This window comes from Brevundimonas sp. UBA2503 (genome assembly GCF_002341485.1).
In the GTDB taxonomy this organism is placed as follows: Bacteria; Pseudomonadota; Alphaproteobacteria; order Caulobacterales; family Caulobacteraceae; genus Brevundimonas; species Brevundimonas halotolerans.
Genome location: NZ_DDOD01000022.1, coordinates 45,446 through 67,864 on the forward strand (window position 1 = coordinate 45,446; position 22,419 = coordinate 67,864).

At 67.3% G+C, this 22,419-nt stretch carries 23 protein-coding genes and 1 tRNA gene; 8 read left to right on the forward strand and 16 right to left on the reverse strand.

Going from position 1 to position 22,419, the window contains the following annotated elements:
• Positions 1–8: 8 nt before the first annotated feature.
• The 3 genes from B4K74_RS10545 to B4K74_RS10555 all read right to left on the reverse strand — a co-directional run bounded on the left by B4K74_RS10545 (position 9) and on the right by B4K74_RS10555 (position 2,687).
• Positions 9–1,187, reverse strand: coding sequence for an aspartate aminotransferase family protein (locus B4K74_RS10545; protein ID WP_286692969.1), 1,179 nt, complete (start codon positions 1,185–1,187; stop codon positions 9–11).
• A 108-nt stretch (positions 1,188–1,295) separates the two neighbouring features.
• Complete coding sequence (locus B4K74_RS10550) at positions 1,296–1,829, reverse strand: YcxB family protein (protein WP_286692892.1); 534 nt, start codon at positions 1,827–1,829, stop codon at positions 1,296–1,298.
• A gap of 3 nt (positions 1,830–1,832) precedes the next feature.
• Positions 1,833–2,687 carry an ABC transporter permease gene (locus B4K74_RS10555; RefSeq protein WP_286692893.1) on the reverse strand — a complete coding sequence of 285 codons (855 nt, stop codon included), beginning with the start codon at positions 2,685–2,687 and terminating at the stop codon, positions 1,833–1,835.
• Positions 2,688–2,898: 211 nt separating this feature from the next.
• Here B4K74_RS10555 and B4K74_RS10560 point away from each other — a divergent pair, with 211 nt between their 5' ends.
• A complete protein-coding gene (locus tag B4K74_RS10560) occupies positions 2,899–3,417 on the forward strand; it encodes a GcrA family cell cycle regulator (protein WP_123288040.1) in 519 nt (172 codons plus the stop codon).
• A gap of 294 nt (positions 3,418–3,711) precedes the next feature.
• Here the strand turns inward: B4K74_RS10560 and apaG are convergent, their stop codons facing one another.
• Positions 3,712–4,116 carry a Co2+/Mg2+ efflux protein ApaG gene (gene apaG, locus B4K74_RS10565; protein ID WP_286692894.1) on the reverse strand — a complete coding sequence of 135 codons (405 nt, stop codon included), beginning with the start codon at positions 4,114–4,116 and terminating at the stop codon, positions 3,712–3,714.
• Positions 4,117–4,200: 84 nt separating this feature from the next.
• On the opposite strand from apaG, the gene B4K74_RS10570 reads away from it, so the two are divergent.
• The 3 genes from B4K74_RS10570 to B4K74_RS10580 all read left to right on the forward strand — a co-directional run bounded on the left by B4K74_RS10570 (position 4,201) and on the right by B4K74_RS10580 (position 6,321).
• Positions 4,201–5,226 carry a 2'-deoxycytidine 5'-triphosphate deaminase gene (locus B4K74_RS10570; RefSeq protein WP_286692895.1) on the forward strand — a complete coding sequence of 342 codons (1,026 nt, stop codon included), beginning with the start codon at positions 4,201–4,203 and terminating at the stop codon, positions 5,224–5,226.
• 208 nt (positions 5,227–5,434) lie between these two features.
• A tRNA-Lys gene (locus B4K74_RS10575) sits at positions 5,435–5,511 on the forward strand.
• 42 nt (positions 5,512–5,553) lie between these two features.
• Entirely contained in the window at positions 5,554–6,321 is a 768-nt protein-coding gene (locus B4K74_RS10580; protein WP_286692896.1) for a hypothetical protein, read from the forward strand.
• Between the two features lie 19 nt (positions 6,322–6,340).
• On the opposite strand, the gene B4K74_RS10585 is transcribed toward B4K74_RS10580, so the two are convergent.
• Complete coding sequence (locus B4K74_RS10585; RefSeq protein WP_286692897.1) at positions 6,341–7,609, reverse strand: MFS transporter; 1,269 nt, start codon at positions 7,607–7,609, stop codon at positions 6,341–6,343.
• On the reverse strand, positions 7,606–8,076 hold the full coding sequence (locus B4K74_RS10590) for a cupin domain-containing protein (RefSeq protein ID WP_286692898.1): 471 nt from the start codon (positions 8,074–8,076) through the stop codon (positions 7,606–7,608). Before B4K74_RS10590 ends, B4K74_RS10585 begins: the two co-directional genes overlap by 4 nt.
• A gap of 43 nt (positions 8,077–8,119) precedes the next feature.
• Here B4K74_RS10590 and dapE point away from each other — a divergent pair, with 43 nt between their 5' ends.
• The gene (gene dapE / locus B4K74_RS10595; RefSeq protein WP_286692899.1) at positions 8,120–9,280 is read left to right on the forward strand and encodes a succinyl-diaminopimelate desuccinylase; all 1,161 of its coding nucleotides are present in this window, start codon (positions 8,120–8,122) and stop codon (positions 9,278–9,280) included.
• 5 nt (positions 9,281–9,285) lie between these two features.
• Here the strand turns inward: dapE and B4K74_RS10600 are convergent, their stop codons facing one another.
• Entirely contained in the window at positions 9,286–10,608 is a 1,323-nt protein-coding gene (locus B4K74_RS10600; RefSeq protein WP_286692900.1) for an amidohydrolase, read from the reverse strand.
• A gap of 97 nt (positions 10,609–10,705) precedes the next feature.
• On the opposite strand from B4K74_RS10600, the gene B4K74_RS10605 reads away from it, so the two are divergent.
• The 3 genes from B4K74_RS10605 to B4K74_RS10615 are packed head-to-tail and all read left to right on the forward strand — an operon-like array spanning position 10,706 to position 12,883.
• Positions 10,706–11,065 carry a hypothetical protein gene (locus tag B4K74_RS10605; RefSeq protein WP_286692901.1) on the forward strand — a complete coding sequence of 120 codons (360 nt, stop codon included), beginning with the start codon at positions 10,706–10,708 and terminating at the stop codon, positions 11,063–11,065.
• Positions 11,066–11,104: 39 nt separating this feature from the next.
• Complete coding sequence (locus B4K74_RS10610) at positions 11,105–12,400, forward strand: MFS transporter (RefSeq protein WP_339784596.1); 1,296 nt, start codon at positions 11,105–11,107, stop codon at positions 12,398–12,400.
• Positions 12,401–12,454: 54 nt separating this feature from the next.
• Complete coding sequence (locus B4K74_RS10615) at positions 12,455–12,883, forward strand: SRPBCC domain-containing protein (protein ID WP_286692903.1); 429 nt, start codon at positions 12,455–12,457, stop codon at positions 12,881–12,883.
• Between the two features lie 3 nt (positions 12,884–12,886).
• On the opposite strand, the gene B4K74_RS10620 is transcribed toward B4K74_RS10615, so the two are convergent.
• The 9 genes from B4K74_RS10620 to B4K74_RS10660 all read right to left on the reverse strand — a co-directional run bounded on the left by B4K74_RS10620 (position 12,887) and on the right by B4K74_RS10660 (position 22,026).
• Positions 12,887–13,858 (reverse strand): type II secretion system F family protein, encoded by a 972-nt coding sequence (locus tag B4K74_RS10620; protein WP_286692904.1) that lies wholly within the window; start codon positions 13,856–13,858, stop codon positions 12,887–12,889.
• 28 nt (positions 13,859–13,886) lie between these two features.
• Positions 13,887–14,864, reverse strand: coding sequence for a type II secretion system F family protein (locus B4K74_RS10625; protein WP_123288029.1), 978 nt, complete (start codon positions 14,862–14,864; stop codon positions 13,887–13,889).
• 5 nt (positions 14,865–14,869) lie between these two features.
• Positions 14,870–16,507: a CpaF family protein gene (locus tag B4K74_RS10630; RefSeq protein WP_286692905.1), complete on the reverse strand. Its 1,638-nt coding sequence runs from the start codon at positions 16,505–16,507 to the stop codon at positions 14,870–14,872.
• Between the two features lie 8 nt (positions 16,508–16,515).
• Positions 16,516–18,051: a cellulose synthase operon protein YhjQ/BcsQ gene (locus B4K74_RS10635; protein WP_286692906.1), complete on the reverse strand. Its 1,536-nt coding sequence runs from the start codon at positions 18,049–18,051 to the stop codon at positions 16,516–16,518.
• A gap of 6 nt (positions 18,052–18,057) precedes the next feature.
• Entirely contained in the window at positions 18,058–18,738 is a 681-nt protein-coding gene (locus B4K74_RS10640) for a CpaD family pilus assembly protein (protein WP_286692907.1), read from the reverse strand.
• Positions 18,739–18,746: 8 nt separating this feature from the next.
• Positions 18,747–20,162 (reverse strand): type II and III secretion system protein family protein, encoded by a 1,416-nt coding sequence (locus B4K74_RS10645; RefSeq protein ID WP_286692908.1) that lies wholly within the window; start codon positions 20,160–20,162, stop codon positions 18,747–18,749.
• A 5-nt stretch (positions 20,163–20,167) separates the two neighbouring features.
• Positions 20,168–21,088 carry a Flp pilus assembly protein CpaB gene (cpaB, locus tag B4K74_RS10650; RefSeq protein WP_286692909.1) on the reverse strand — a complete coding sequence of 307 codons (921 nt, stop codon included), beginning with the start codon at positions 21,086–21,088 and terminating at the stop codon, positions 20,168–20,170.
• 120 nt (positions 21,089–21,208) lie between these two features.
• Positions 21,209–21,724 (reverse strand): A24 family peptidase, encoded by a 516-nt coding sequence (locus tag B4K74_RS10655; RefSeq protein WP_123288023.1) that lies wholly within the window; start codon positions 21,722–21,724, stop codon positions 21,209–21,211.
• Between the two features lie 122 nt (positions 21,725–21,846).
• On the reverse strand, positions 21,847–22,026 hold the full coding sequence (locus tag B4K74_RS10660) for a Flp family type IVb pilin (protein ID WP_123288022.1): 180 nt from the start codon (positions 22,024–22,026) through the stop codon (positions 21,847–21,849).
• Between the last annotated feature and the right edge of the window lie 393 nt (positions 22,027–22,419).

Here is a 22,419-nt window from a genome sequence, read left to right on the forward strand (position 1 = left end):
CCACGCCGCTATCCGGCCTTCATCTTCCCCCGCGCGAACTCGCAGGTCTTCTCGAACCGGGCGATGGCGTCGGCGGCGTCTTCGCGGGTGAAGTTGAGGGGCGGCAGCATGCGGACGCAGTTGTCGCCGCCGCCGGCCACCAGCAGCTGGTTTTCGTCGCGGGCCCAGCCCATGAATTCGCGGTTGTTGGGTTTCAGCTTCACCCCGATCAGCAGGCCCTTGCCGCGCACATCCTCGATCACATCGGGGAAGCGTTCCTGCAGCCCGGCCAGCTGCTGCTTCAGATAGCCGGCGATCTCGCGCACATTCTCGAGCGTCTCGGGCTTCGAGATTTCATCATAGGCGGCGAGACCCACCGCCATGGCCAGCGGATTACCGCCGAAGGTCGAGCCGTGCACGCCGACCGTCATGCCCTTGGCCGCCTTGTCCGACGCCAGGCACGCCCCGACCGGGAAGCCGCCGCCCAGCGCCTTGGCGATGGCCATGATGTCGGGCGCCATGCCGGCCCATTCGTGGGCCCACAGCTTGCCGGTCCGGCCCATGCCGCACTGGACCTCGTCAAAGATGATCAGCACGCCGTGTTCGTCGCACAGCTCGCGCAGGCCGCGCAGGCAGACTTCGGGCACCGAGCGGGCGCCGCCCTCGCCCTGCACGGGCTCGAGGATGATGGCCGCCGTATCGGGCTTGGCGATGGCCGCCTTGATCGCCTCGTGGTCGCCGAAGGTCAGCTGCGAATAGCCGGGCAGGCGCGGGCCAAAGCCCTCGACATAGTTGGGATTGCCGGCCGCATTGATGGCGCCATAGGTGCGGCCGTGGAACGAGCCGTCAAAGCCGTAGATCTCGATCCGCTCGGGCTGGCCATTGGCGTGGTGATATTTGCGGGCGGTCTTCAGCGCGCACTCGACCGCTTCCGAGCCCGAGTTGGTGAAGAACACCGCGTCGGCAAAGCTGTCGGCGCACAGCCGGTCGGCCAGCTCTTCCTGACCCGGAATCTGGAAGATGTTCGAAACGTGCCACAGCTTTTCGGCCTGGTCCTTGACCGCCTGCACCAGCCGCGGATGGGCGTGACCCAGCGCATTGGTCGAAATGCCCGAGACGCAGTCCAGATAGACGGTGCCGTCGGTCGCATAGAGGCGCGGCCCCTTGCCGTGATCGACCGCCAGCGGCGCGCGGTTGTAGACACCCATCAGATGGCTGGACACGGGATCGGACCTCCAGAACGCGAAAGCCCCGGCGCGGGAACGGCACCGGGACCGATGAAACAGATGTCAGGCCTTGTCGGACTCCGCCCCGGCTTAGTCAACACCGGCGCCGAGACGACCCGAGGCGGTGACCTCGGAAACGAGCGTTGTGAGAGCGGCAATCTGCGTTTCGGTCATTTGGCGTCTGGGGAGTACCAGATTGTAAGCCGGAGATACCGCAAAGAAGAACCGGTCCGTATCCTCCACGACCTTGACGACGCCTTCCCAACTGACGCGGACAGACCCTGTAGGCGTTTCCACCTGAAAGCCCGCGTCATCGATATGCCAGCGTGAAGGGCCGACACGGCGGGCACCATCGACGACGATCCGGGTATAGGATGACGTCATAACCTTCCCGCTGATGATCATGGCTGTCAGCAGGACGACCATTGTTCCGGTCATCCACAGTCCTGTTGGCATCGATTCAAGGACAAACGCCAAAACAATGCTGGCTACGAGAACGCCAATCAAAGTGTACGTCTGGATACCGCCCAGTCTCGCTAATGAATCCCAAGCCTTGTAGCACGCTCGAGCCTCAGTGATATTCAGCTGCACGTCCTCGATAATGATGGGTTCGGTGCCAGCCATCTATCAGCTCTTAAGCCGCCAGCCCGAGCGGAACACGGCCCAGCAGGTGACGGCGAACACAAGGGTCAGCACGCCGGCCGCCGTGCCGCCGATCAGCAGATTGCTCTCGGCCTGGCCGATGAAGCCTGCGCGAAATCCGTCGATCAGATAGAAGAAGGGGTTGAAGCGGCTGAAGGTGGCGAACGGCTCGGGCAGGCGCTCGACCAGATAGAAGGCGCCCGACAGAAACGTCAGCGGCATGACCACGAAATTCTGCACCGCCGACAACTGGTCGAACTTCTCGCTCCACAGGCCGGCCAGCACCCCGACCATCCCCATCAGCAGGCTGGCACACAGTCCGAACCACAGGATCAGGCCGAGGTTCTGGATCTCAAGCTGGGCGAACGGCAGCACGCACAGGGCGGTGACCAGCCCGACCACCAGCCCGCGCGTGGCGGCGCCCAGGGTAAAGCCGATGGTCAGCTCCAGCGGGCTCAGCGGCGGGGTCAGGAAGTCGGTGGCCGTGCCCATGATCTTGGCCTGGATCAGACTGGAGGATGAGTTGGCAAAGGCGTTGTTCAGCATGGCCATCATGATCAGGCCCGGCGCCACGAACTCGGCAAACGGCGTGCCGTGCAGGGGCGGGCGCCCGCCCTCGAACGCCACCACAAACACCAGCATGTACAGCAGCGTCGTCACCACCGGGGCGGCGACCGTCTGGGCCCCCACCTTCCAGAAGCGGCGAACCTCGCGGAGATACAGCGTCCAGACACCGATCCCGTTGATCCCGACATAGCGGCGCGGCACGGGCGGGCCCTTGGCGGCATCGGCGGTGGCGAGGTCAGCGAGGGTGGAGGGGGCGGTCGTCGGTTCGGTCATGTCCGGCCAGATGCGCCCGATACCGCTCCGGTTCAAGCCGCAGCGGCTTCGGAGCCTTCAGCGAACGCTGATTCAAGATGTGGTTTCTGTGGACACTCCGAATCGCACATCTTGCGTCTGTTAACGAGAGGTTTACGACTGGTTGTGGGTCAGGTGCGCCAGCAGGGGCATCCGACGCAAGATATTGAATCGACCAAACCGGGAGGATGGCATGACCGCAGGCTGGACCGAGGATCGCGTTGGCGCACTGACCAAGCTCTGGCTTGAGGGCCAGTCGGCCAGCCAGATCGCCAAGGCTCTGGGCGGTGGCGTGACCCGCAACGCCGTGATCGGCAAGGTGCACCGCCTTGGCCTGTCGGGCCGGGCTGCGCCCAGCCAGCCGGCGCGCACGACCTATCGCCCCACCCGCCCGCGCGCGGCGGCCCCCGCCCCGGCCCAGCCGTCGGCCCCGCGTCGCATCGAGGCCGCCCAGTCGCGCCCGGTGCCGCCGACCCGTCCCGACCCGACCCCGGAAATGCCCGGCACGGCCACGGTCATGACGCTGGGCGCGCATATGTGCAAATGGCCGATCGGCGATCCGTCCTCGACCGAGTTCAGCTTCTGCGGCCGTCGCGCCTCGGAAGGCGTCTATTGCGTCGAGCACGCCCGGGTCGCCTATCAGCCCCAGGTCAAGCGCGGCTCCAAGGACGGCAGCACGGACCTGGCCCGCAGCCTGCGGCGGTATATCTGAGTGGCGAGTGACGGGTGGCGAGTGGCGAGTTCTGCTTTCGCCGCCGGCTGTGTCTGACTGCTCGTCACACGCCACTCGCCACTCGTCACTCCTGAGGCTTTCAAGATCGCCCCTTGTGGGCCACCACCCCCTCGCCGGGCGTTCGCGCCGGGCGAGCCTTCGGGGGGCGGGGCTGCGGTTCTCCGGGTTGACGCAGCCCCGGCCTCGGAAGAAGTGAGTAGTGAATAGTGGCCCGGCGACGCCCGAACCGGCACTGCCTACTACTCACTGGCACTCTTCACCCCTTACCCTCGGTCAGTTCAGCGTCCGCGCCCCCGGCACATCCAGGCTGAAGGCGGGGATTTCGGCCTCGAACCGTTCGCCGTCGAGCGTTTCCATCACATAGCTGCCGCGCATGGCCCCGGACGGCGTCGGCAGGGGGCAGCCCGAGGCATAGCTGTGGCTGTCGCCGGGCGCGATGACCGGCTGTTCGCCGACCACGCCGTCGCCGATCACCACCTCCTCGCGGCCGCTGGCATCGGTGATGATCCAGTGGCGCGACAACAGCTGCACCGGCACCCCGGTCAGATTGACGATCTCGATCTGGTAGGCCCAGACCCACAGCCCCTCGTCCGGGTTCGAGCGCCCGGCCAGATAGCTGGGCTGGACCTTGACGCGGACGCCCCGGGTTTCGGCGGTATAGGCGGCACTCTCATACATGCCCCCATGCTCGCCCCGCAGCCCGCCGGGGGCAAGCCGTTTCAGCTTGACGACTCGCCCGTAAATCCGTGGAAGACTGAGGGTATGACCTTTACCGCTCCCCGCCCCGGCATCCTGCCCTGCCAGGCCATCGACACCCTGATCGCCGCCGGGGCCGTGACCTCGGACACGCCGTTTGACGCGGATCAGGTCCAGCCCGCCAGTCTGGACCTGCGCCTGTCCGACCGGGGCTGGCGGGTGCGCGCCTCCTTTTTGCCGGGCGAGCGCACGGTCGAGACCCGCATCCAGGATGTGGTCATGCACACCATCGACCTCGCGGGCGGGGCGGTGCTGGAAAAGGGCTGCGTCTATATCGTCAAGCTGCAGGAGCGGCTCAGCCTGCCGCCCGGCGTGGTGGCCCGCGCCAATCCGAAAAGCTCGACCGGCCGGGTCGATGTGTTCGTCCGGCTGATGACCGACCGGGGCGCCACCTTTGACGATGTGGCCGAGGGCTATGACGGGCCGCTGTATCTGGAAATCGCGCCCCAGACCTTTTCCGTGCTGGTCCGCCCCGGCACCCGGCTGAACCAGCTGCGGCTCAAGGCGGGCGAGCCGCCGCGTCTGGAAACCCGCAGCGTCGGCGTCGATCTGGCCTTCGAGAATGACGGCGGCATCGTCGGCTATCGCGGGCGTCGCCACGCCGGCCTGATCGACCTGGACAAGGTGGCCGGCCACGACCCCGCCGACTTCTGGGAGCCGCTCAGGGCCCAGCGCGGCGAGCTGATGCTGGACCCCGGCGAATTCTACATTCTGGCCTCACGCGAGGCCGTCGAGATCCCGGTCGACCAGGCCGCCGAAATGACCCCCATCGACCCCTCGGTCGGCGAGTTCCGCGTCCACTATGCGGGCTTCTTCGACCCCGGCTTCGGTACCGACGAGGCGCACGGCGCGGGCTCAAAGGGTGTGCTCGAGGTCCGCACCCACGACACCCCCTTCATGCTGGAACACGGCCAGATCGTCGCCCGCCTGGTCTATGAACCCCTGACCGAACGGCCCGACCGCCTCTACGGCGAAGGCGGCAGCCACTACCAGAGCCAGGGGTTGAAGCTCAGCAAGCATTTCAGGGCGTAGATCCTCCCCCGTGCAACGGGGGAGGGGGACCGCGAAGCGGTGGAGGGGGCGGAAACGCCCGCGTGCTTTCCTCCGTCACCCTCGGACTTGATCCCAAGGTCGGTCCGGGCTGATCGGTTGAGAGCCGCACCAAAGCCCGCCGTCGACACTGGCACGGTTCCTGCTCCACTCATCCTTGTCCGGATCATTCCGGGACATGACAAGTGACGGGCGTTTAGCTCAGTAGCGCAGAGCGGCGGCTTCTTAACCCGCAGGTCCGTGGTTCAAGTCCACGAACGCCCCCCACTTCATGTCTGAACAGAGGTCGGGGAGGTTGCCTTGTCGTGGATGACAGTAAGCACGGGGCTGGCCGGGCTCTGCGGGTTGGGCGTCTTCCTCCACGGGTGGATGGTCCGCAAGCGAGGGGATCGCTCCGACCAGACCCTGCTGTCGCGGATCGGTCTGGGCGTGCTCATCGTCACCTGGGGCGTGCTGGTGCCGATCACCCTCTATCTGTGGCGTGAAGGCCTTGCGGCCCCCTGGCTGTTCGGGGCTGAAACCTATGATGGCGGCGTGGTGGAAACCGTCACCGCCGTCGGGCTGATCCTGATCGGCGTGCTGGCGGTACGCGAAGCTGTCGTCTCCCGCGGGTTGATCCGGACCGCATTCTGGTCAGGCGTCGCCCTGTTCGGGGTTCTGGCCTTTGGCGAGGAAGCCAGCTGGGGTCAGCACATCTTCCAGTGGTCCGCGACCGGGGCCTTCGCCACCGCGAACCTTCAGGCCGAAACCAATCTGCACAACTTCGTCTCGCCCCGGCTGTATGACATTGCCTATGCGGTAGTCGGCTGGGGCATGGTTGTCGCGGCGGGCCTGCTGAGCCTGCGGCCGCCATGGCTGGCACCGCTGCTGCGTCAGGCGCCGCTGGACCGGACCTCAGTCTTCCGCATCGCCCTTCTGGTATCGGCCGGTGCGCTTCTGCAGCACGAGCTGTTTGAAGAGATGGCCGAAGCCGTTGCCATTCTCGCGTTCGTCTTCATTCAGGCGGAACTGGCCCTGACCCGGCCTGCCACCCGTGTGCCCGCGCACCATCCCGCCGCCCCGTGCCCCTCCGCATAGGCGGCGCGAGCGAGACCCCTCACTCCAGCCGGTCCGCCTTCCTGAGGTCCGGGAACATCTTCGCCCAGATGCCCGTCGAGGCCAGCGCGCCGAACCCGCCGAAGACCGCCGCGCCTACGGGCCCCAGCAGCCGCACCATCACGCCGGAATAGGCCTCGCCCAGTTCGTTCGACGCCCCGATGAACAGCATGGAGACCGAGCTGACCCGGCCGCGCATGTGATCGGGCGTGGCCAGCTGGATCAGGGTCTGGCGGATATTGACGCTGATCATGTCTGCGGCGCCGCCGATCAACAGCACCAGCGCCGACAGCCAGGCCATCCGCGACAGGCCGAAGGTCAGGGTGCAGATGCCGAAGACAGCGACCGCCGCTAGCATCCAGGTGCCGCCGTTGCGGGTGATCGGAAACCGGCTGAGATAGACCGCCATCGCCAGCGCCCCGACCCCGAAGGAGGCGCGCAGCAGGCCAAAGCCCAGCGCCCCCACATGCAGGATGTCGCGCGCGAACACCGGCGTCAGCAGGGCCACGCCCGCGAACATGACGACCACCAGATCCAGCGAAATGGCGCCCAGCACAATCTTGGTCTTCCACACATAGCGCAGGCCCTCGGTCACGGCCTGCAGCCGCGTCAACCCGGTCTGGATGACCGGCGGGCGGCCCGAGGTGCGGATCAGCAGCAGCGAGGTCACCGCCACCGCGAACATCACCGCCGACACGCCATAGGCCAGCGGCACCGACAGGCCGACGATCAGCCCGCCTAGCGCCGGGCCGGCAATGGCACCGGTCTGAAAGGCGATCGACTGGGCCGCGATGGCGGGGGCCAGCGCTCGCCGGCCGACCACCATGGGCAGGAAGGCCTGGGTCGCGGGCGCCAGAAAGGCGCGGGCGGCGCCGAACACGGCAGCGATGGCCAGCAGCCCCCACAGCGGCGGATCGCCCCGGATCGCCAGCGCGAGGAAGGCCCCCGCGCAACTGCCCTCGACCAAAACCGACAGGATGACCGTCATCTTGCGGTCGCGCCGGTCGGCCATGGCCCCGGCGGGCAGGGTCAGGGCCAGCAGCGGCAGGAATTGCGCGAGGCCCACCAGCCCCAGATACAGGCTGGCCTGTTCGATCGGATGGTCGCGCCGGGCGATCTCATAGACCTGCCACAACAGGGCGGAGGACTGGATCTGGATGCCCAGCACTGCCGCCAGCCGCCCGATCCACAGCCAGCGGAAGTCGGGCACCGACCAGGGGCTGGTCGGACCTTCACTTAAGGGAGAGGCGTTGGGTCTGTCGTCGCTCACGTGCGGCGGTCGGACTTGGGGTAGGGCGTGCCGTCGCGGTGCGAGAAGACGCCCGAGCGGAAGGTCATGTCGATGTCGGGATATTCGCCGTGGTCGCCGCCCGGCTTGCGGGTGCCGACCTCGAGCAGGACGGCGTCGGCGTCGCTGCGGTTTTCCAGCTTGTGGCCGTTTTTGACCCCCGCCTTGAACCCGGCGCAGTCGCCGGCGCGCAGCATGGTCTCGCCCTCATCCTCGACCAGCACCACCTCGCCCGACAGCACCCAGACGAACTCGTCCTCGCCTTCATGCCAGTGACGCTGGCTGGACCAGGCGCCGGGCGGCAGGGTCAGATGGTTCACCCCGAACTGGTCCAGACCCACGGCATCGCCCAGCTTCAGCTTCCGGCGCGCCTTGCACGGTCCGGCGTGGTCCTCGGGATAGGTGGTGCCGTCGGCCCGCGGCGCTGTGTTCAGATCGATACGGGGCATGGGGTCTTCTCGCAGGTCCTGACACCTCCTAAAGCATGGAACCATGCACGCACCAGCCCGCCTGATCGATCCCGTTGCCCTGACCCGCGACCTGATCCGCAGCCCGTCCGTTACCCCCGTCGATGCGGGGGCCATGGCGACTCTGAAGGCCGCGCTGGAGGGGCTGGGCTTCACCTGCCGCGACCTGCCGTTCGAGGGCACGCCGAACCTCTATGCCCGTCTGGGGACCGACGGCCCGAACCTCTGCTTTGCCGGCCACACCGACGTCGTGCCGACCGGCACGGTCGCCGCCTGGTCGCACGATCCCTTCGCCGCCGAGGTCCGGGACGGCGTGCTGTACGGGCGCGGCGCGGTCGATATGAAGGGCGGCATCGCTTGCTGGGTCGCCGCCGTCTCGCGCGTGCTGGCCGAGGATGGCGTTCCCGGCTCCCTGTCCTTCCTGATCACAGGCGACGAGGAAGGTCCGGCCCTGCACGGCACCAAGCGCGTGGTCGAGCAACTGAGGACCGAGGGCGAGCGGATCGACGCCTGCGTGGTCGGCGAGCCCTCCTCGTCGCAGCGCCTCGGCGACATGATCAAGGTCGGCCGGCGCGGCTCGCTGAACAGCTGGATCACGGTCAGGGGCCGTCAGGGCCACGTCGCCTATCCCGACCGGGCCGCCAATCCGGTGCCGGTTCTGGTGCGCCTGCTGAACCGTCTGGCCGAGGCCCATCTGGACGATGGCTATCCGGAGTTTCCGCCCTCGAATCTCGAGATCACCACGGTCGACGTGGGCAATCCGGCGTCCAACGTCACTCCGGCCGAGGCGACCGCCCGGCTGAACATCCGTTTCAACCCGACCCACACGGGCGAGGCCCTGTCGAAATGGCTGGACGCGCAGGCGGCCGCGGTCTCAGCCGAGACCGGGCTGGCCATTTCGCTGGAGCATCTGTGCTCGGGCGACGCCTTCCTCACGGATCGCGGTCCATTGGTAGAGGCGGTCGAGGAAGCGGTAGAGGGTGTCGAGGGTCTCAAGCCCGAAAGCTCGACCACCGGCGGCACCTCCGACGCCCGTTTCATCCGCGCCCTTTGCCCGGTGCTGGAGCTGGGTCTGGTCGGCCAGACCATGCATCAGATCGACGAGCAGGTGCCGGTCGCCCAGCTGGAGTCCCTGACCGAAATCTACGCCGCCGTGATCCGCACCTGGTTCGCCCGAACCGCCTGAGATCCCTACTGTTCGAGGAACCTCAGGGCGGTAAAGACGTGGGCCCGGACCCCCACGATCAGCACATCCTCATTGACGTCGAACAAGGGCGAATGGTTGGGCGCTGACGTGGCCGGATCGACCCCCTCGGCGCTGGCGCCCAGATGCCAGAAAACCCCCGGAATTTCCGCCTGATAATAGCTGAAATCCTCCGCCACCGTGGTCGGCGGCACGGCCGGATTGACCCGCCCCTCGCCCGCCGCCTCTTCCAGAACCGGGGCCAGCCAGGCCGACAGCGCCGGGTCGTTGTAGACCAGCGCCGCATTCTGCTTGACCGAGAATTCCGCCGTCGCGCCATAGGCTTCGGCCACATGGCCGATGGCCGCCTCGGCCCGCGCCACCAGATCATCGCGCTGGGCGATGTCGAAGGTGCGCAGCGTACCGCTCAGCCGCGCCTCGTCCGGAATGATGTTGTAGCGCACCCCCGCCTCGATCGTGGCGATGGTGAAGACCGTCGGCGTCGCCGTCGGATCGACCGTGCGGGCGGTCAGCGTGTTGACCGTCTGCACCACCTGGGCGGCGACCGAGATCACATCAATGCCCTTCCACGGCCAGGCGCCGTGCGTCTGGCGCCCGGTCAGGACGATGTCGACCCGGTCCGAGGCCGCCATGAAGCCCTCCGGCCGGTAGAAGATGGTGCCCGGCAGGCCCGGCACGACGTGCAGGCCAAAGATCGCCTCGGGCCGGGGATCGTCCAGCACCCCCTCGGCGATCATCAGCGCGGCCCCGCCCATCGGCTCGCCCGGAGGGGCCCCTTCCTCCGCGGGCTGGAAGATGAAGACGATGGTGCCGGAAATCTGGTCGCGCATGCCGGCCAGCACCTCGGCGGCACCCATCAGCATGGCGATGTGGGCATCGTGGCCACAGGCATGGGCCACCGGCACGGTGCGCCCCTGATAGGTGCCGGTCGCGGTCGAGGCGAACGGCAGCCCCGTCGCCTCCTCGACGGGCAGGGCATCCATATCGGCCCGAAGCGCCACGGTCCGGCCCGGTCGTCCGCCCCGCAGAATGGCGACCACCCCGGTCTTGCCGACCCCGACCCGGACCTCCAGCCCAAGTCCGCGCAGGTGCTCGGCGATCACTTCGGCCGTGCGATGCTCGGCAAAGCCCAGCTCGGGGTTCTGGTGAAAGTCCCGTCGCCACAGGATGACATCCGGCATGACGGCCTCGACCGCCGCCTCGACCTGTGCCGACTCGATGGACTGCGCGTTCGCGGGGGCCGTCCCGGCCAGCGCCAACGACGCAGTGAGCCCCATCAGGACTGTCACGCGTTTGAGGTATTCGATCATCACAAGCCTCCCTGCCTGCCGACCATGCTGTGTCCCCCTCATGCTGTGCCCTTGTGCCGCCTTGCACAAGCGCGGGCCCCGTCCAATCTGGAGTCCCATGGCTATCAAGACTGCGAAAACCGACTGGCAGGACGTGGTTCTGGTGTGCCGCAAATGCACCAAGAAGCTGAAACGCAAGGGCTTCGGCCCGGATCAGGACCGCAGCCTCAGAAAGGCGCTGAAACGCTGGCTGAAACCCGGCAAGGGGCTGAAGGCGACCGTCGCCGTGGTCGAGACCGGCTGTTTCGATCTGTGTCCCAAGGGCGCGGTGGTGGCCGCCAATGCCCGCGCACCGGAAAAGCTGCTGGTTATCCAGCCGGGCACCGACCTGACCGAGATCCGCGACAGTCTGGGCCTGCACGACGGGCGCCGCCGGAAACCCGACGCCACACGAATTGATCCGACCACCGTGTCCTGACACTGGCCACGGGGCCGCCCCCGGGCCTAACGAAGGGGTGTGAACCTCAAGAGCCCCACCTTCATGCTTTTGTTCGCGGTCAGCCTGATCGCGGCGGCGGGCAATATGGCGCTGCAGTCGGTGCTGCCGGCGCTGGGCCGGGCGTTCGAGCTGTCCGACACCCTGGTCGCCGGAGCCTTTGCCATCTCGGCCCTGATGTGGACCCTGACCTCGCCGGTCTGGGCGCGGCTGTCCGACCGGCTGGGACGCAAGCGCGTCATCCTGATCGGCCTCGGCGGCTTCATCCTGTCGATGAGCGGGTTCGGCTTGGCCGCCACCGCCGGGCTCGAGGGCTGGCTGTTGGCGGTCGTCGCCTTCTCCCTGATGGTCGTGGCGCGCACCGTCTATGGCCTGTTCGGATCGGCCGCGCCCATCGCGTCGCAGGCCTATGTCGCCGACCGCACCAGCCCGGCCGAACGGACTCAGGCGATGAGCTGGCTGGCCTCGGCCCAGGGGCTGGGGACCGTCGTCGGCCCGGCGCTGGCGCCCTTCTTCGTCCTGCCGCTCGTGGGGCTGGCGGGGCCCCTGTATGCCTTTGCCGCCATGGGCGCGGTCGTGCTGTGGGCCGTGTGGCGCTACCTGCCCAGCGGCGATGTCGTGCGTCAGCCGACCGACCGGTTGCGCGACCCCGGGCGCGGCCTTTGGCGCGACCCCCGGATCAAGGATTATCTGCTTTACGGCCTCGCCCTGATGGCGGTGCAGGCGATCAACATCTCGGTCCTCGGCTTTCACGTCATCGATGAGCTGGCGGTCGAGGGACTGGCCCCGTCGCAGGCCCAGCCCTTCATCGGCGTGGCCATGCTGGCAGGGGCCGCCGCCACCCTGATGGTTCAATGGGGCCTGATCCCCATGCTGAAGATGCAACCGCGCGACCTGATGCGCTGGGGCGCGGGACTGGCGCTGGTCGGCAATGCCATGAGCATCGCCTCGCCCGGCTTCTTCGGGGTGGTCGTGGGCTATGCCGTGGTGTCGATGGGCGTCGGCTTTGCCCGGCCGGGCTTTACCGCCGGGTCGTCGCTGTCGGTCGGGCCGCATGAACAGGGCGCGGTCGCCGGCCTGATGATGTCGCTGGCCGGGATCAGCTTCCTCGCACCGCCCATCATCGGCGTCGGCCTGTATGAGCTGATGGAGCCCGCGCCGTTCGTCTTCAATGTGATCCTCGGCCTTCTGGCCCTGATCGGCTGTTTCCTCAGCCCTGTGCTGCGCATCGGCCCGGAGGACCTGCCCGACCGCGACGAGACGCCGGGCCCCGATACGGCCCCCGCCTCCCAGCCCGGCCCCGAAGGCAATCGCTAGTCCCCCTGCCAGACAGTATGGTCAGACGCGGCGTCTCATGGCACATCCCCGCCCATGGACACACGCATTGAAAAACGAGTGGGCATTCAGGCGACCCCCGACCGCCTGTGGGACGTTCTGATCGACTTTCCCGGCTGGAGCCGCTGGAACCGGTATGAGACCGAGGTCGAGGGTCAGCTGGCCTTTGGCGCGCCGATCCGCATGACCGAAACCTGGCCGGGCATGGCCAGCCGTCCGGTCGACGGTCGCATCAATGAGTGGCAGCCGCTGGCCCAGCTGGTTTGGGTGGAAAAGCGCGGCTGGCTGTTCTCGACCGTGCGCTATTTCGAGATCGAGGAGTTGGACAAGGAGTCCTGCATCCTGGCCACGGGCATGATGTTCCAGGGCCTGCGCGCAGAGCTGTTCATGGACAAGCAACGGGGCGTGATCCGCGACGCGCTGGGCGATATCTGTGACCGGCTGAAGGTCGTCGCCGAGGGCTGAGCCTCAGCCGCCCTTGGCCATCGTGTCCTGGATGTTGATGATCGCCGGGGTCAGGATGACGATGAACAGTACCGGCAGGAAGAACAGGATCATCGGCACCGTCAGCTTGGCCGGCAGGGCTGCGGCCTTCTTTTCGGCCGCCGACAGGCGCAGGTCGCGGTTTTCCTTGGCCATGGTCCTGAGCGCGGTGCCCAGCGGCGTGCCATAGGTCTCGGCCTGGGTCATGGCCGTGGCGACCGACCGGATACCCGGATGGTTGGTGCGCTTGGCCAGCCCCTCATAGGCCAGACGCCGGTCGGGCAGATAGCTGAGCTCGGCCGACAACAGGGTCAGTTCCTCGGCCAGATCGATGGAGGACGCGCCGATCTCCTGGCTGACCTTTTGCACTGCCGCCTCGATCGACATGCCCGCCTCGACGCAGATCAGCAGCAGGTCCAGCGCATCGGGAAAGGCCTGCATGATCGAGGTGCGGCGCTTGGAAATCCGGTTCGAGAGATAGAGGTTCGGCGCATAGAAGCCGACCACCGCCGCCGCCATCACCGCCGTCACCCGCGTCATGACCGGCAGGCCAAAGTCGTTGAACACGAACAGGTAGAAGGTCACCACCGCCATGAAGATGAACGGCATCGAGAAGCGGAAGAAGTAGAAGGTCGTCAGCGGTCGTGGCCCGCGATAGCCCGCCTGGGTCATCTTTTCGGCGACCTTGGGATCTTCCAGCAGCTTGGTCAGGTTCAGCCGGTCGACGACCCGTTTCTTGAACCCTTCGTCCGACTGGCGAAGGGTGCCGCCCTGGGTCGCCATGGCCTGACGCGAGCGGCGCTTCAGCTCCTCACGCCGGGCCGCGACCGCCTTCATCCGCTTGTCCAGCCCGACCCCGCCCCCCATCGACGACAGCAGGGTGAAGACCGTGGCGAACACCGCCACCGCCACGCCCAGGCTGAGCAGGTTCTGGGGATTGGTCAGGAACTGGATCATGCCAGCATGTCCATTGAAGCGGGGCCCATCAGAACTTGAACGAAATCATCTTCTTCATGACGAAGATGCCCAGGGACATCATCGCCACGGCGACCAGAAGCATGAACTGGCCGCGCGGGTCGGTGAACAGGATCATCATGTAGGCCGGGGTCGTCAGCGTCACGAGGATCATCACCGCCGGCGGCAGCGAGCCGATGATCCCGGCCGAGGCCGTGGCCTCGGACGACAGGGCCTTGATCTTCTCGCCCATCATCCGCCGGGCGCGCAGCACGGTCGACAGATTGGTCAGGGCCTCGGCCAGATTGCCGCCGGTCTTCTGCTGGATGGCCATGACGATCGAGAAGAATTTCAGCTCGGGCGTCGGCATGCGCTCGTACATCTTGTTCAGCGCCTCCGACAGCGTCAGGCCGACGCCCAGACCCTCGACCAGCTTCTGGAATTCGGGTCCGAGCGGAGACGGGCTTTCGCGGCCGATGATCTTGAAACAGTCGTGCACCGGCAGGCCCGACTTGATGCCGCGCACGATGACGTCGACGGCATCCGCGAACTGGCTGGAGAATTTCTTCATCCGCCCCTTGGCCAGGAACGACAGCACCCAGCGCGGCAGACCAAGGCCGAACACCAGCGCCAGACCCAGACCCAGCAGGATGTTCAACCCGAACATCAGCGCCATCAGCAGGGCGGTGACGCCCAGCCCGCCGCTGATGATCCAGAAGGTGCGGACATTCAGGCTCAGCCCTGCATGGCGGATGCGCGCCTTCAGCGACATGCGCGCCTTGCGGTCGGCTCGATCGGCCTCCTGCAGCTGGTCGACGATCTGCTTGCGGCGCGCCTCGGGGGTGTTGGCGGCGGCGGTCTTTTTCAGCCGGCCATTGTCAACCTTGGGGCCGCCGAAGGTCTGGGCGCGCTTGACGGCCTGGGCGCTGGAATCGTCACCGCCGACCAGCACCCAGCCGACCGAGCCGATGGTGATGAAGGCGAGGACTGCAGCAAGGAGGGCCAGCATCGGCGCTACTCCGCCGCGTCGAGGGCTTCGGCCAACTCGCGCTCAAGGCCATAGTATCGCGCACGGTCCCAGAAGCGCGGGCGGGCGATCCCGGTCGAGCGGTGGCGGCCGATGATCTTGCCGTTCTCGTCCTCGCCCGTGATCTCATAGACGAACAGATCCTGGGTGACGATCACATCGCCTTCCAGCCCGACCACCTCGGTGATGTGGGTGATGCGGCGCGAACCGTCGCGCAGACGGGCGGCCTGGATGATGACATCGACCGAGCCGACGATCATCTCTCGGATGGTCTTGGACGGCAGGCCATAGCCGCCCATGGTGATCATGGACTCCATCCGGCTGATGGCTTCGCGCGGGCTGTTGGCGTGCAGTGTGCCCATGGAGCCGTCGTGGCCGGTGTTCATGGCCTGCAGCAGGTCAAAGGCTTCCGGACCGCGCACCTCACCGACGATGATCCGCTCGGGACGCATCCGCAGACAGTTTTTGACCAGATCGCGCATGGTGATCTGGCCCTGTCCCTCAAGGTTCGGGGGCCGGGTCTCAAGCCGCACGACGTGCGGCTGCTGCAGCTGCAGTTCGGCCGCGTCCTCGCAGGTGATGACCCGCTCGGTCGGGTCGATGAAGGCTGTCAGCGTATTCAGCAGGGTCGTCTTGCCGGAGCCCGTGCCGCCCGAGATCACGAGATTACAGCGCGACGCACCGATCACGCCCAGCACCCGGGCGCCCTCGGGACTGATGGAGGCATACTCCACCAGATTCTTCATCGTCAGCTTGTCTTTCTTGAACTTCCGGATCGTCAGGGTCGCGCCGTCGATGGCCAGCGGCGGGGCGATGACGTTGACGCGCGACCCGTCGGGCAGGCGCGCGTCGCAGATCGGAGAGCTTTCATCCACGCGGCGGCCGACCTGCGACACGATCCGCTGACAGATGTTCATCAGCTGGGTGTTGTCGCGGAAGCGGACATTGGTCAGCTGGACCTTGCCATTGACCTCGATGAACACCCGGCCGGCACCGTTGACCATGATGTCGGCGATGTCGTCGCGGGCCAGCAACGGTTCAAGCGGGCCATAGCCCAGCACATCATTGACGATGTCCTGGACCAGATGCTCCTGCTCGGCCACCGACATGGAGACGTTCTTGATCGCCACCAGCTCGGCGACGATGTCGCGGATTTCCTCGGACGCCGCCTTCTGGTCCAGCTGCGCCAGCTGGGACAGGTCGATGGTGTTCATCAACGCGTTGAAGATGGTCGTCTTGGTCGCGTGATAATAGTCGGACTGCTCCCGGACGATCTCGGTGACCGTCTGGACCTTCTTCATCTGCTCGAAGGCGGGGGTGGCGCGGGGGCCGGGCCCCTTGGCGCGCGAGGGGTCGGGGGCCGGCGGGGCCTTGGCCTGCGGACGCGCCTCAGGCCGGGCAGCCAGCGCGTCCAGCCGGTCCGCATGTTCGGACGGCGGCCGTGTCGCATGGGCCTCGGCGGTCTGGACCCCGGGCGCCGCCTCGGCCTCGTCAAAGCCAAAGGCAAAGGCCTCGGTCTGGATGCCGGGTTTGGGCTCGCGCGCCTCAGCCGGGGCCGGCGCGGCGGGGGCCGGACGCGGGGCCGCGCCTCCCGGGGCCGTCGACTGTGTGCGCTTGCCAAACACGGGTCCCGTCAGCCCTTCCTGAACAGGTTGCCGAACATCGACTTGCCCTTGGCCTTGGGTCCGGCCACGGCAGGCATCTCACGGCAGGACACGATCTGGGCCAGGGTCTGGAAGGCGGCCGCCGACTTCGACTTGTCGTTCAGGTCCAGCACCATCTGGCCGTTGTTCGCGGCCGTGCCGAACACCTTGGGCTCGAACGGAATGATCAGGCTGGGATGAACCCCCAGAGCCGCGCCGAAATCCTTGGCCGGGATCTCGGGCCGTCCCGGCACGCCGACCTGGTTCAGCACCAGCCGAGGCGGCGCATCATTGGGCCTGCCCTGACGGACCAGATCGATCATGTTCTTGGCATTGCGCAGCGACGCCAGATCCGGCGTCGCCACCACCACGACCTCATCGGCCGAGATCAGGCTGCGGCGCATCCAGCCGCTCCAGATGTGCGGCAGGTCCAGCACCACAAAGGGCGCCGTTGCCCGGATGCGGCTGGTGACCTCCTCGAACGCCTCGACCGAGATGTCCCAGTCGGCTTCCAGCGTCGCCGGGGCCGCAAACAGGCTCAGCTTGTCGGTGCAGCGGACCATCATCCGGTCCAGCAGGGTGGCGTCCAGACGATCCGGCTGGCTCAGCGCATCGGCCACCCCGTTCAGGGGGTCCTGATTGAAGTCCAGACCCGCCGTGCCGAACGGCAGATCATAGTCGACGATGACCGTATTGGCGCCGATCCGCTCGCTCATCGCATAGGCAGTGTTGTGCGCGACCGAACTGGATCCGGTACCGCCGCGCGCACCGACAAAGGCAATCGACCGACCGACAAACGGCTGGGCCGGATCGGAAAACAGGCCGCCGATGGCCGCGATCAGCTGCAGCGGCTGCAGCGGTGCGACCAGATATTCACTGACGCCGCGCCGCATCAGCTCGCGGAACAGCAGGATGTCGTTGGTGGCCCCGATCACGACCACCTTGGTGCCCGCGTCGCAGACCTCGGCCAAGGCATCGATCTCGGCCAGCAGGGAATGCGGGTCCTTGAGGCATTCGACAATGATCAGCGGCGGCGTCGGCTCGTTGGCATAGGTCTCGATGGCCGCCGGAATGCCGCCCACGCGGATGTGGGTGGTGGCGCGCGCCATGCGCCGGTCCTTGCCGGCCCGGTCCGCCGCCGCCAGCGTATCCTGACGCTCGGCGAAGACGTGGATGGCGATGCGCGGGATAGAGACTCCGGAGGTGTCCTGCTGGCCATAGCCGGGACTGGAGGCGACCTCGGGCAGGCCCGCCTCGATCGGCGCCAGCGCAGCCGACGCCCCGGCCACCAGTTCGCCGACGGGATTGAACGGCTCGCCCTGATCAAAGGATGCGGCAGAGACCGTTGCCGCCGGAAAGGGCGTCGGCTCGCTGCCGATGGGCGCGGTGAACTGCAGCGGCTCGTGAGCCGGCGCAGGGGCAGACGCACGTCCCTCCGGCCGGGCATAGCTCATGTCCAGGTCGAAGGACTCGTCCACGTCCGCGTCATAGGCGTCTTCAGGTCTGGGGAAGGCTGAGGCGTTCATCGGGCCCTATTCCACCGCCCGCGCGATGCGGCCGCTGACCAGTTCGTCCTGGGGTGCCGACGTCGGCTGACCGGCGCGGTAGTTCTGGAAGACCACGGCGGCGCGGCCGGAATCCGCCGGCGTCATGGCGCGCGGGCGCACGATGTCGCGCGGATCGTCGATCTGGGCGGCCATGTTCGCCGTCACCGAACAGCCAAGGCCGGGCGACGGGGCATTGGTATAGCGCGGTCGTCCGGCCCCGTTGACCGCGGCGCAGTTCGGGATCACCGCCTGGACGATATCGAAGCCGACCAGCACCGGTGCCCGGGGATCGGGGGCGGCATAGCCTTCGACGCGGATACGTTCTTCGGGCACGCCGCGCGCGGTCAGGGCCGCCTTGACCGACCAGGCCATGTCGGCCGCTGCGGTATCACCGCCACCCGGCGCCTGGATCAGCACACCCCCGGTCCCGGAGGCCCAGTAGCGCTGGACCAGCGCATCGATAGCCGCGCTCTGGTTGGCGGACATGCCCCGGTCGTGGACCGCGAGGGCGATCCGGTCGAGACCCGGCTCGACCTGCATATAATACTGCGAGATCGGCGTCAGCGGCGTGACGCCGCCTGCGCCGCCGCCACCACAGGCCGACAGGGCCAGCGCCGCAGCCGCAACGGTCAGGACAGCCAGGGTGCGAGGGGTGCGTACGGTCATGTCCGGCCTCATTCGATCACATAGCCGACCGGGCCGACCCAGCGGGCCGGAGCCTCGTCGCCAGTCTGGCGCGGCGGTCCATAGGCCTGGGTCAACTGGCCGAACAGCAGGGCCGAGGCATCGCCCGCGACCGTCAGGCCGTCGGCCGGGGTCTGCAACTGGTTCGGACTGGTCGGCGAGACAATATAGGCCTCGAGGATGATCACCAGCTCGGTCTCGTTCGACAGATAGTCGCGCGACCGGAACAGGCCGCCGGCCACCGGGATGTCGCCCAGCAGCGGCAGCTGGTCGATGTTCTGGCGGGTGTCCTCGCGCAGCAGGCCGGCGATCATCAGAGATCCGCCGGATGGCAGCTCCACGGTCGAGGAGGCGCGGCGCACGTTCAGGGCGGGGATGACCAGGGCGTTGTCGGCGGTGCCGCCCAGGGTAAAGGCGCCCGAGGTGCTCAGCTCCGACACCTCGGTCGACAGCTGCAACGAAATCCGCCCGCCCGACAGCACGATCGGCCGGAAGGCCAGACGCACACCGTAGGGCTTGAATTCGATCAGGATATTGCCGCGGTCGTCGCGGCCGACAGGCACGGGAAACTCGCCACCCGCCAGGAATTCGGCATTCTCGCCCGACACCGAGGTGGCATTGGGTTCGGCCAGAACCCGCACCAGTCCCGCCCGCTCGAACGCCCGAAGCGTGCCGGTCAGGCCCTCGCCGTCATTGTTGGCGTCGGTATAGGTCAGGTTTCCGCCGCCCAGCTGGCTGCCAGCCACGGCAAAGGTCGCCGAGCTGGTCAGCTGCAGGCCGTCACCGACCGTATCCAGAATGGTGGTGACGTCGAACCCCAGCTGTTTCACGGCCGAGCGCTGCACCTCGATCACGCGTGCGCGCACCATGACCTGATCCGAGCCGGTGATGGTCATCATGTTGATGATCTTTTCCGGCGAGTCGACGAAGGCACTGGCGATCTGGGTGACCCGGTCGGCCTCGCCGGGGCTGGAGACGGTCCCGGTCAGCAGGATCCGGTCGTTGACCGCCTCGGCCCGCACATCGGTGCCCGGCAGGATCCGGCTCAGCGTATCCTGAAGCGCGCTGACCCCGGCATCGACGCGGATCCGCAGGGTCAGGATCGAGCGACCGGCGGAGTCCAGAAACACCGCATCGGTCTCGCCAGGCGCCAGGCCGATGATGGTGATGCGGCGCGGGGTATGAAGAACCGCCTCGGCGACTGTGGGGTTCGAGACAATGACATCGCGCGCATCATTGGGCAGATCGACCGCCATGGATGTGCCGCGCGGCAGGCTGACCAGACGCGTGCCGGTGCCCATGGTCACCACTTCGCGGCTCTGGGCCTGCACCGGCGGGGCGGCGAACGGCATCCCCAGCAGCAGGGTGGCCGCAGCGGCTAGCGCCGTGCCTCCGCGTCGGAACATCGGGCTCATGGGACCACCACCACTTCGGTTTCGCCGCCGCGATAAACGCGCACCGTGCCGCTCTCGGCGCTCGGCGCCGCGCCAACCCGGCCGGAGGGACCGCCGGTATCGGCATAGGAGCGCAGGACCAGGCTCAGCTCACCCTCGGACTTGGCCAGGGCCAGGGCCTCGGCATCGCCGGGCCGGACCTCGAGCGTGGCCGTCGCGCCAACTACGGCCTGTTCGGCGTCCGAGACGCTGGTCGACTGGTCGATGGCCAGCACCTTGACGTTCTGCAGCACGGTAGAAGAGGCAAAGCGCGGCCGGTCGCCTTCCTGGGCGCCCATATTCGCCAGATTGGTCTCGCGCGTCAGCAGCACATCGACGCGGTCGCCGGGCAGGATGAACCCGCCGGCGGCGGTCTCGACCGTCACGCGGATGGCCATGGCCCGCATGCCCGGCTCCAGATAGGCGGCCATATAGCCGCTGTCCCCGGCGGGCACGACCTTGCGCGCGACGATCGGCTCTCCGGCCAGAATGGTCTCGCGCACGACGGCGCCGACAAAATCGGATTTGGAGGCCTGGGTCACGGCCTCGGTGGCGGCCTGCGTCACACGGGCTACGGCGCCGTCTGGCTTTTGCGCCACGGCGACCGTCTGGCCCTTGGCCGGAATCGGCACCGTGCCGTCGGTGACCCAGGTGGCATCGACGGCGCTGACGGCCCAGTCCTTCCAGACCATATCCGCGGCGGTCAGGCGGCTGCCTGCCTCCAGGTCCTTGGCCGCGACCAGCACCTTGGCCATCGGCTCGGTCGGTCCGGCGGGGGATTCAGCGGCGGCGGGGGTGGTCGGCTGGCCCGAGGACGAGCCCATCGTGCGCACCACCAATGCCAGGCCGATGGCAGAAATGGCCGCAACGCAGATCACGACGATACGGGCGGGCTTCATCTAGGGTCTCCGGCGGCAAGCGGTCGACCCGAATCATGCCTCGGGCAACCTGACCGTTAACGACCATGAAGCCCGCGAGTTAACGCTCCCCTAAGCCCGGATTCACAAGTGCTTCCCGGTTCAGAAGCCGGCGGCGAACCGCTCGACCAGGGTGCTGGCGGGATAGGCCAGAAGCGCGCCCACGGCGATGGCGACGCCATACGGAATATCGCCCTTGGGTTCCATCAGCTGCGACACCCAGCCGGGCGCGCCGAACAGGAACGGTCGGGCGTGAAACCGGGCAAAGATCAGCGCCAGACAGAACACCCCGCCCGCGATGCCCGTCCACAGCAGGAAATAGCCGGACCCCGCTACCCCCAGCCACAGGCACGAGGCCGCCATCAGCTTGGCGTCACCACCACCGATCCAGCGCAAGGCAAACATGCCGGCCCCGGCAAACAGGGCCAGTATCGCGACGCCCACATGGGCAGCCACGGTTGATAGTGGCAGTCCGACCGCCAGCGCCGTCGGAAAGAACGCCCCGATCAGGATCAGCGAGATCCAGTTGGGGATGGTCATCGACGTCAGGTCCTTGAGCCCGGCGATGATCACCAGGGCGGGCAGGGCGGCCAGAAGCATCAGGGTCAGTGTGTCCATGGCCGGAACCCTTGCACGCGACGCGTTAAAACGGGGTTTCCCTGACGGCCCTCCGCGCCAACGACAAGGGGCCGAAGCGTCGCCGCTCCGGCCCCCGATCGGTTTTCAAGACGCGTCGGCGATTAGGCGCCGGCGGTGCCACCCATGCCGGTGACGACTTCGTTGAACTTGGTCTTGATGGTCGTGCCGAGGGCGGTCACGGCCGAGATGATGACGACGGCGATCAGGGCGGCGATCAGGCCGTACTCGATGGCCGTGGCGCCGGATTCGTCCTGGGCAAAGCGCGAGATGAACTTGGTCATGGTATCCTCTTGGTCGGTTCTTTGCGGGCTTGGTGGGGGAGACGGTCGCCCGCTTGGCCCCCCGAGTTGCAGGGTCAAACTAGCGGAGGGCAGTTAAGGAGCCGTCGAGAGTAATGGTTATTTGCCGTTTACTCTGATTTTTACTGTGACGCGCAGCACGCCTCGTCGCGACGCGGGCTGTCCTTCTCCCCTCGTGGGAGAAGGACTGCTGGGTCAAACGTCCCGGATATAAAACCTGCCCCCGAATTCCCCCGCCCTTTCAACGCCCCCACCGTTTTCCGCACCGTTCTTCCCGGCTTGGTCCAGCGGTGTGCCACACTCCTCACGTCCCGTGGCACGGAGGGCTCGTAAGGCCTGCGACCTTGCTGCTACGGGAGCGGATGGAGCGGGGTT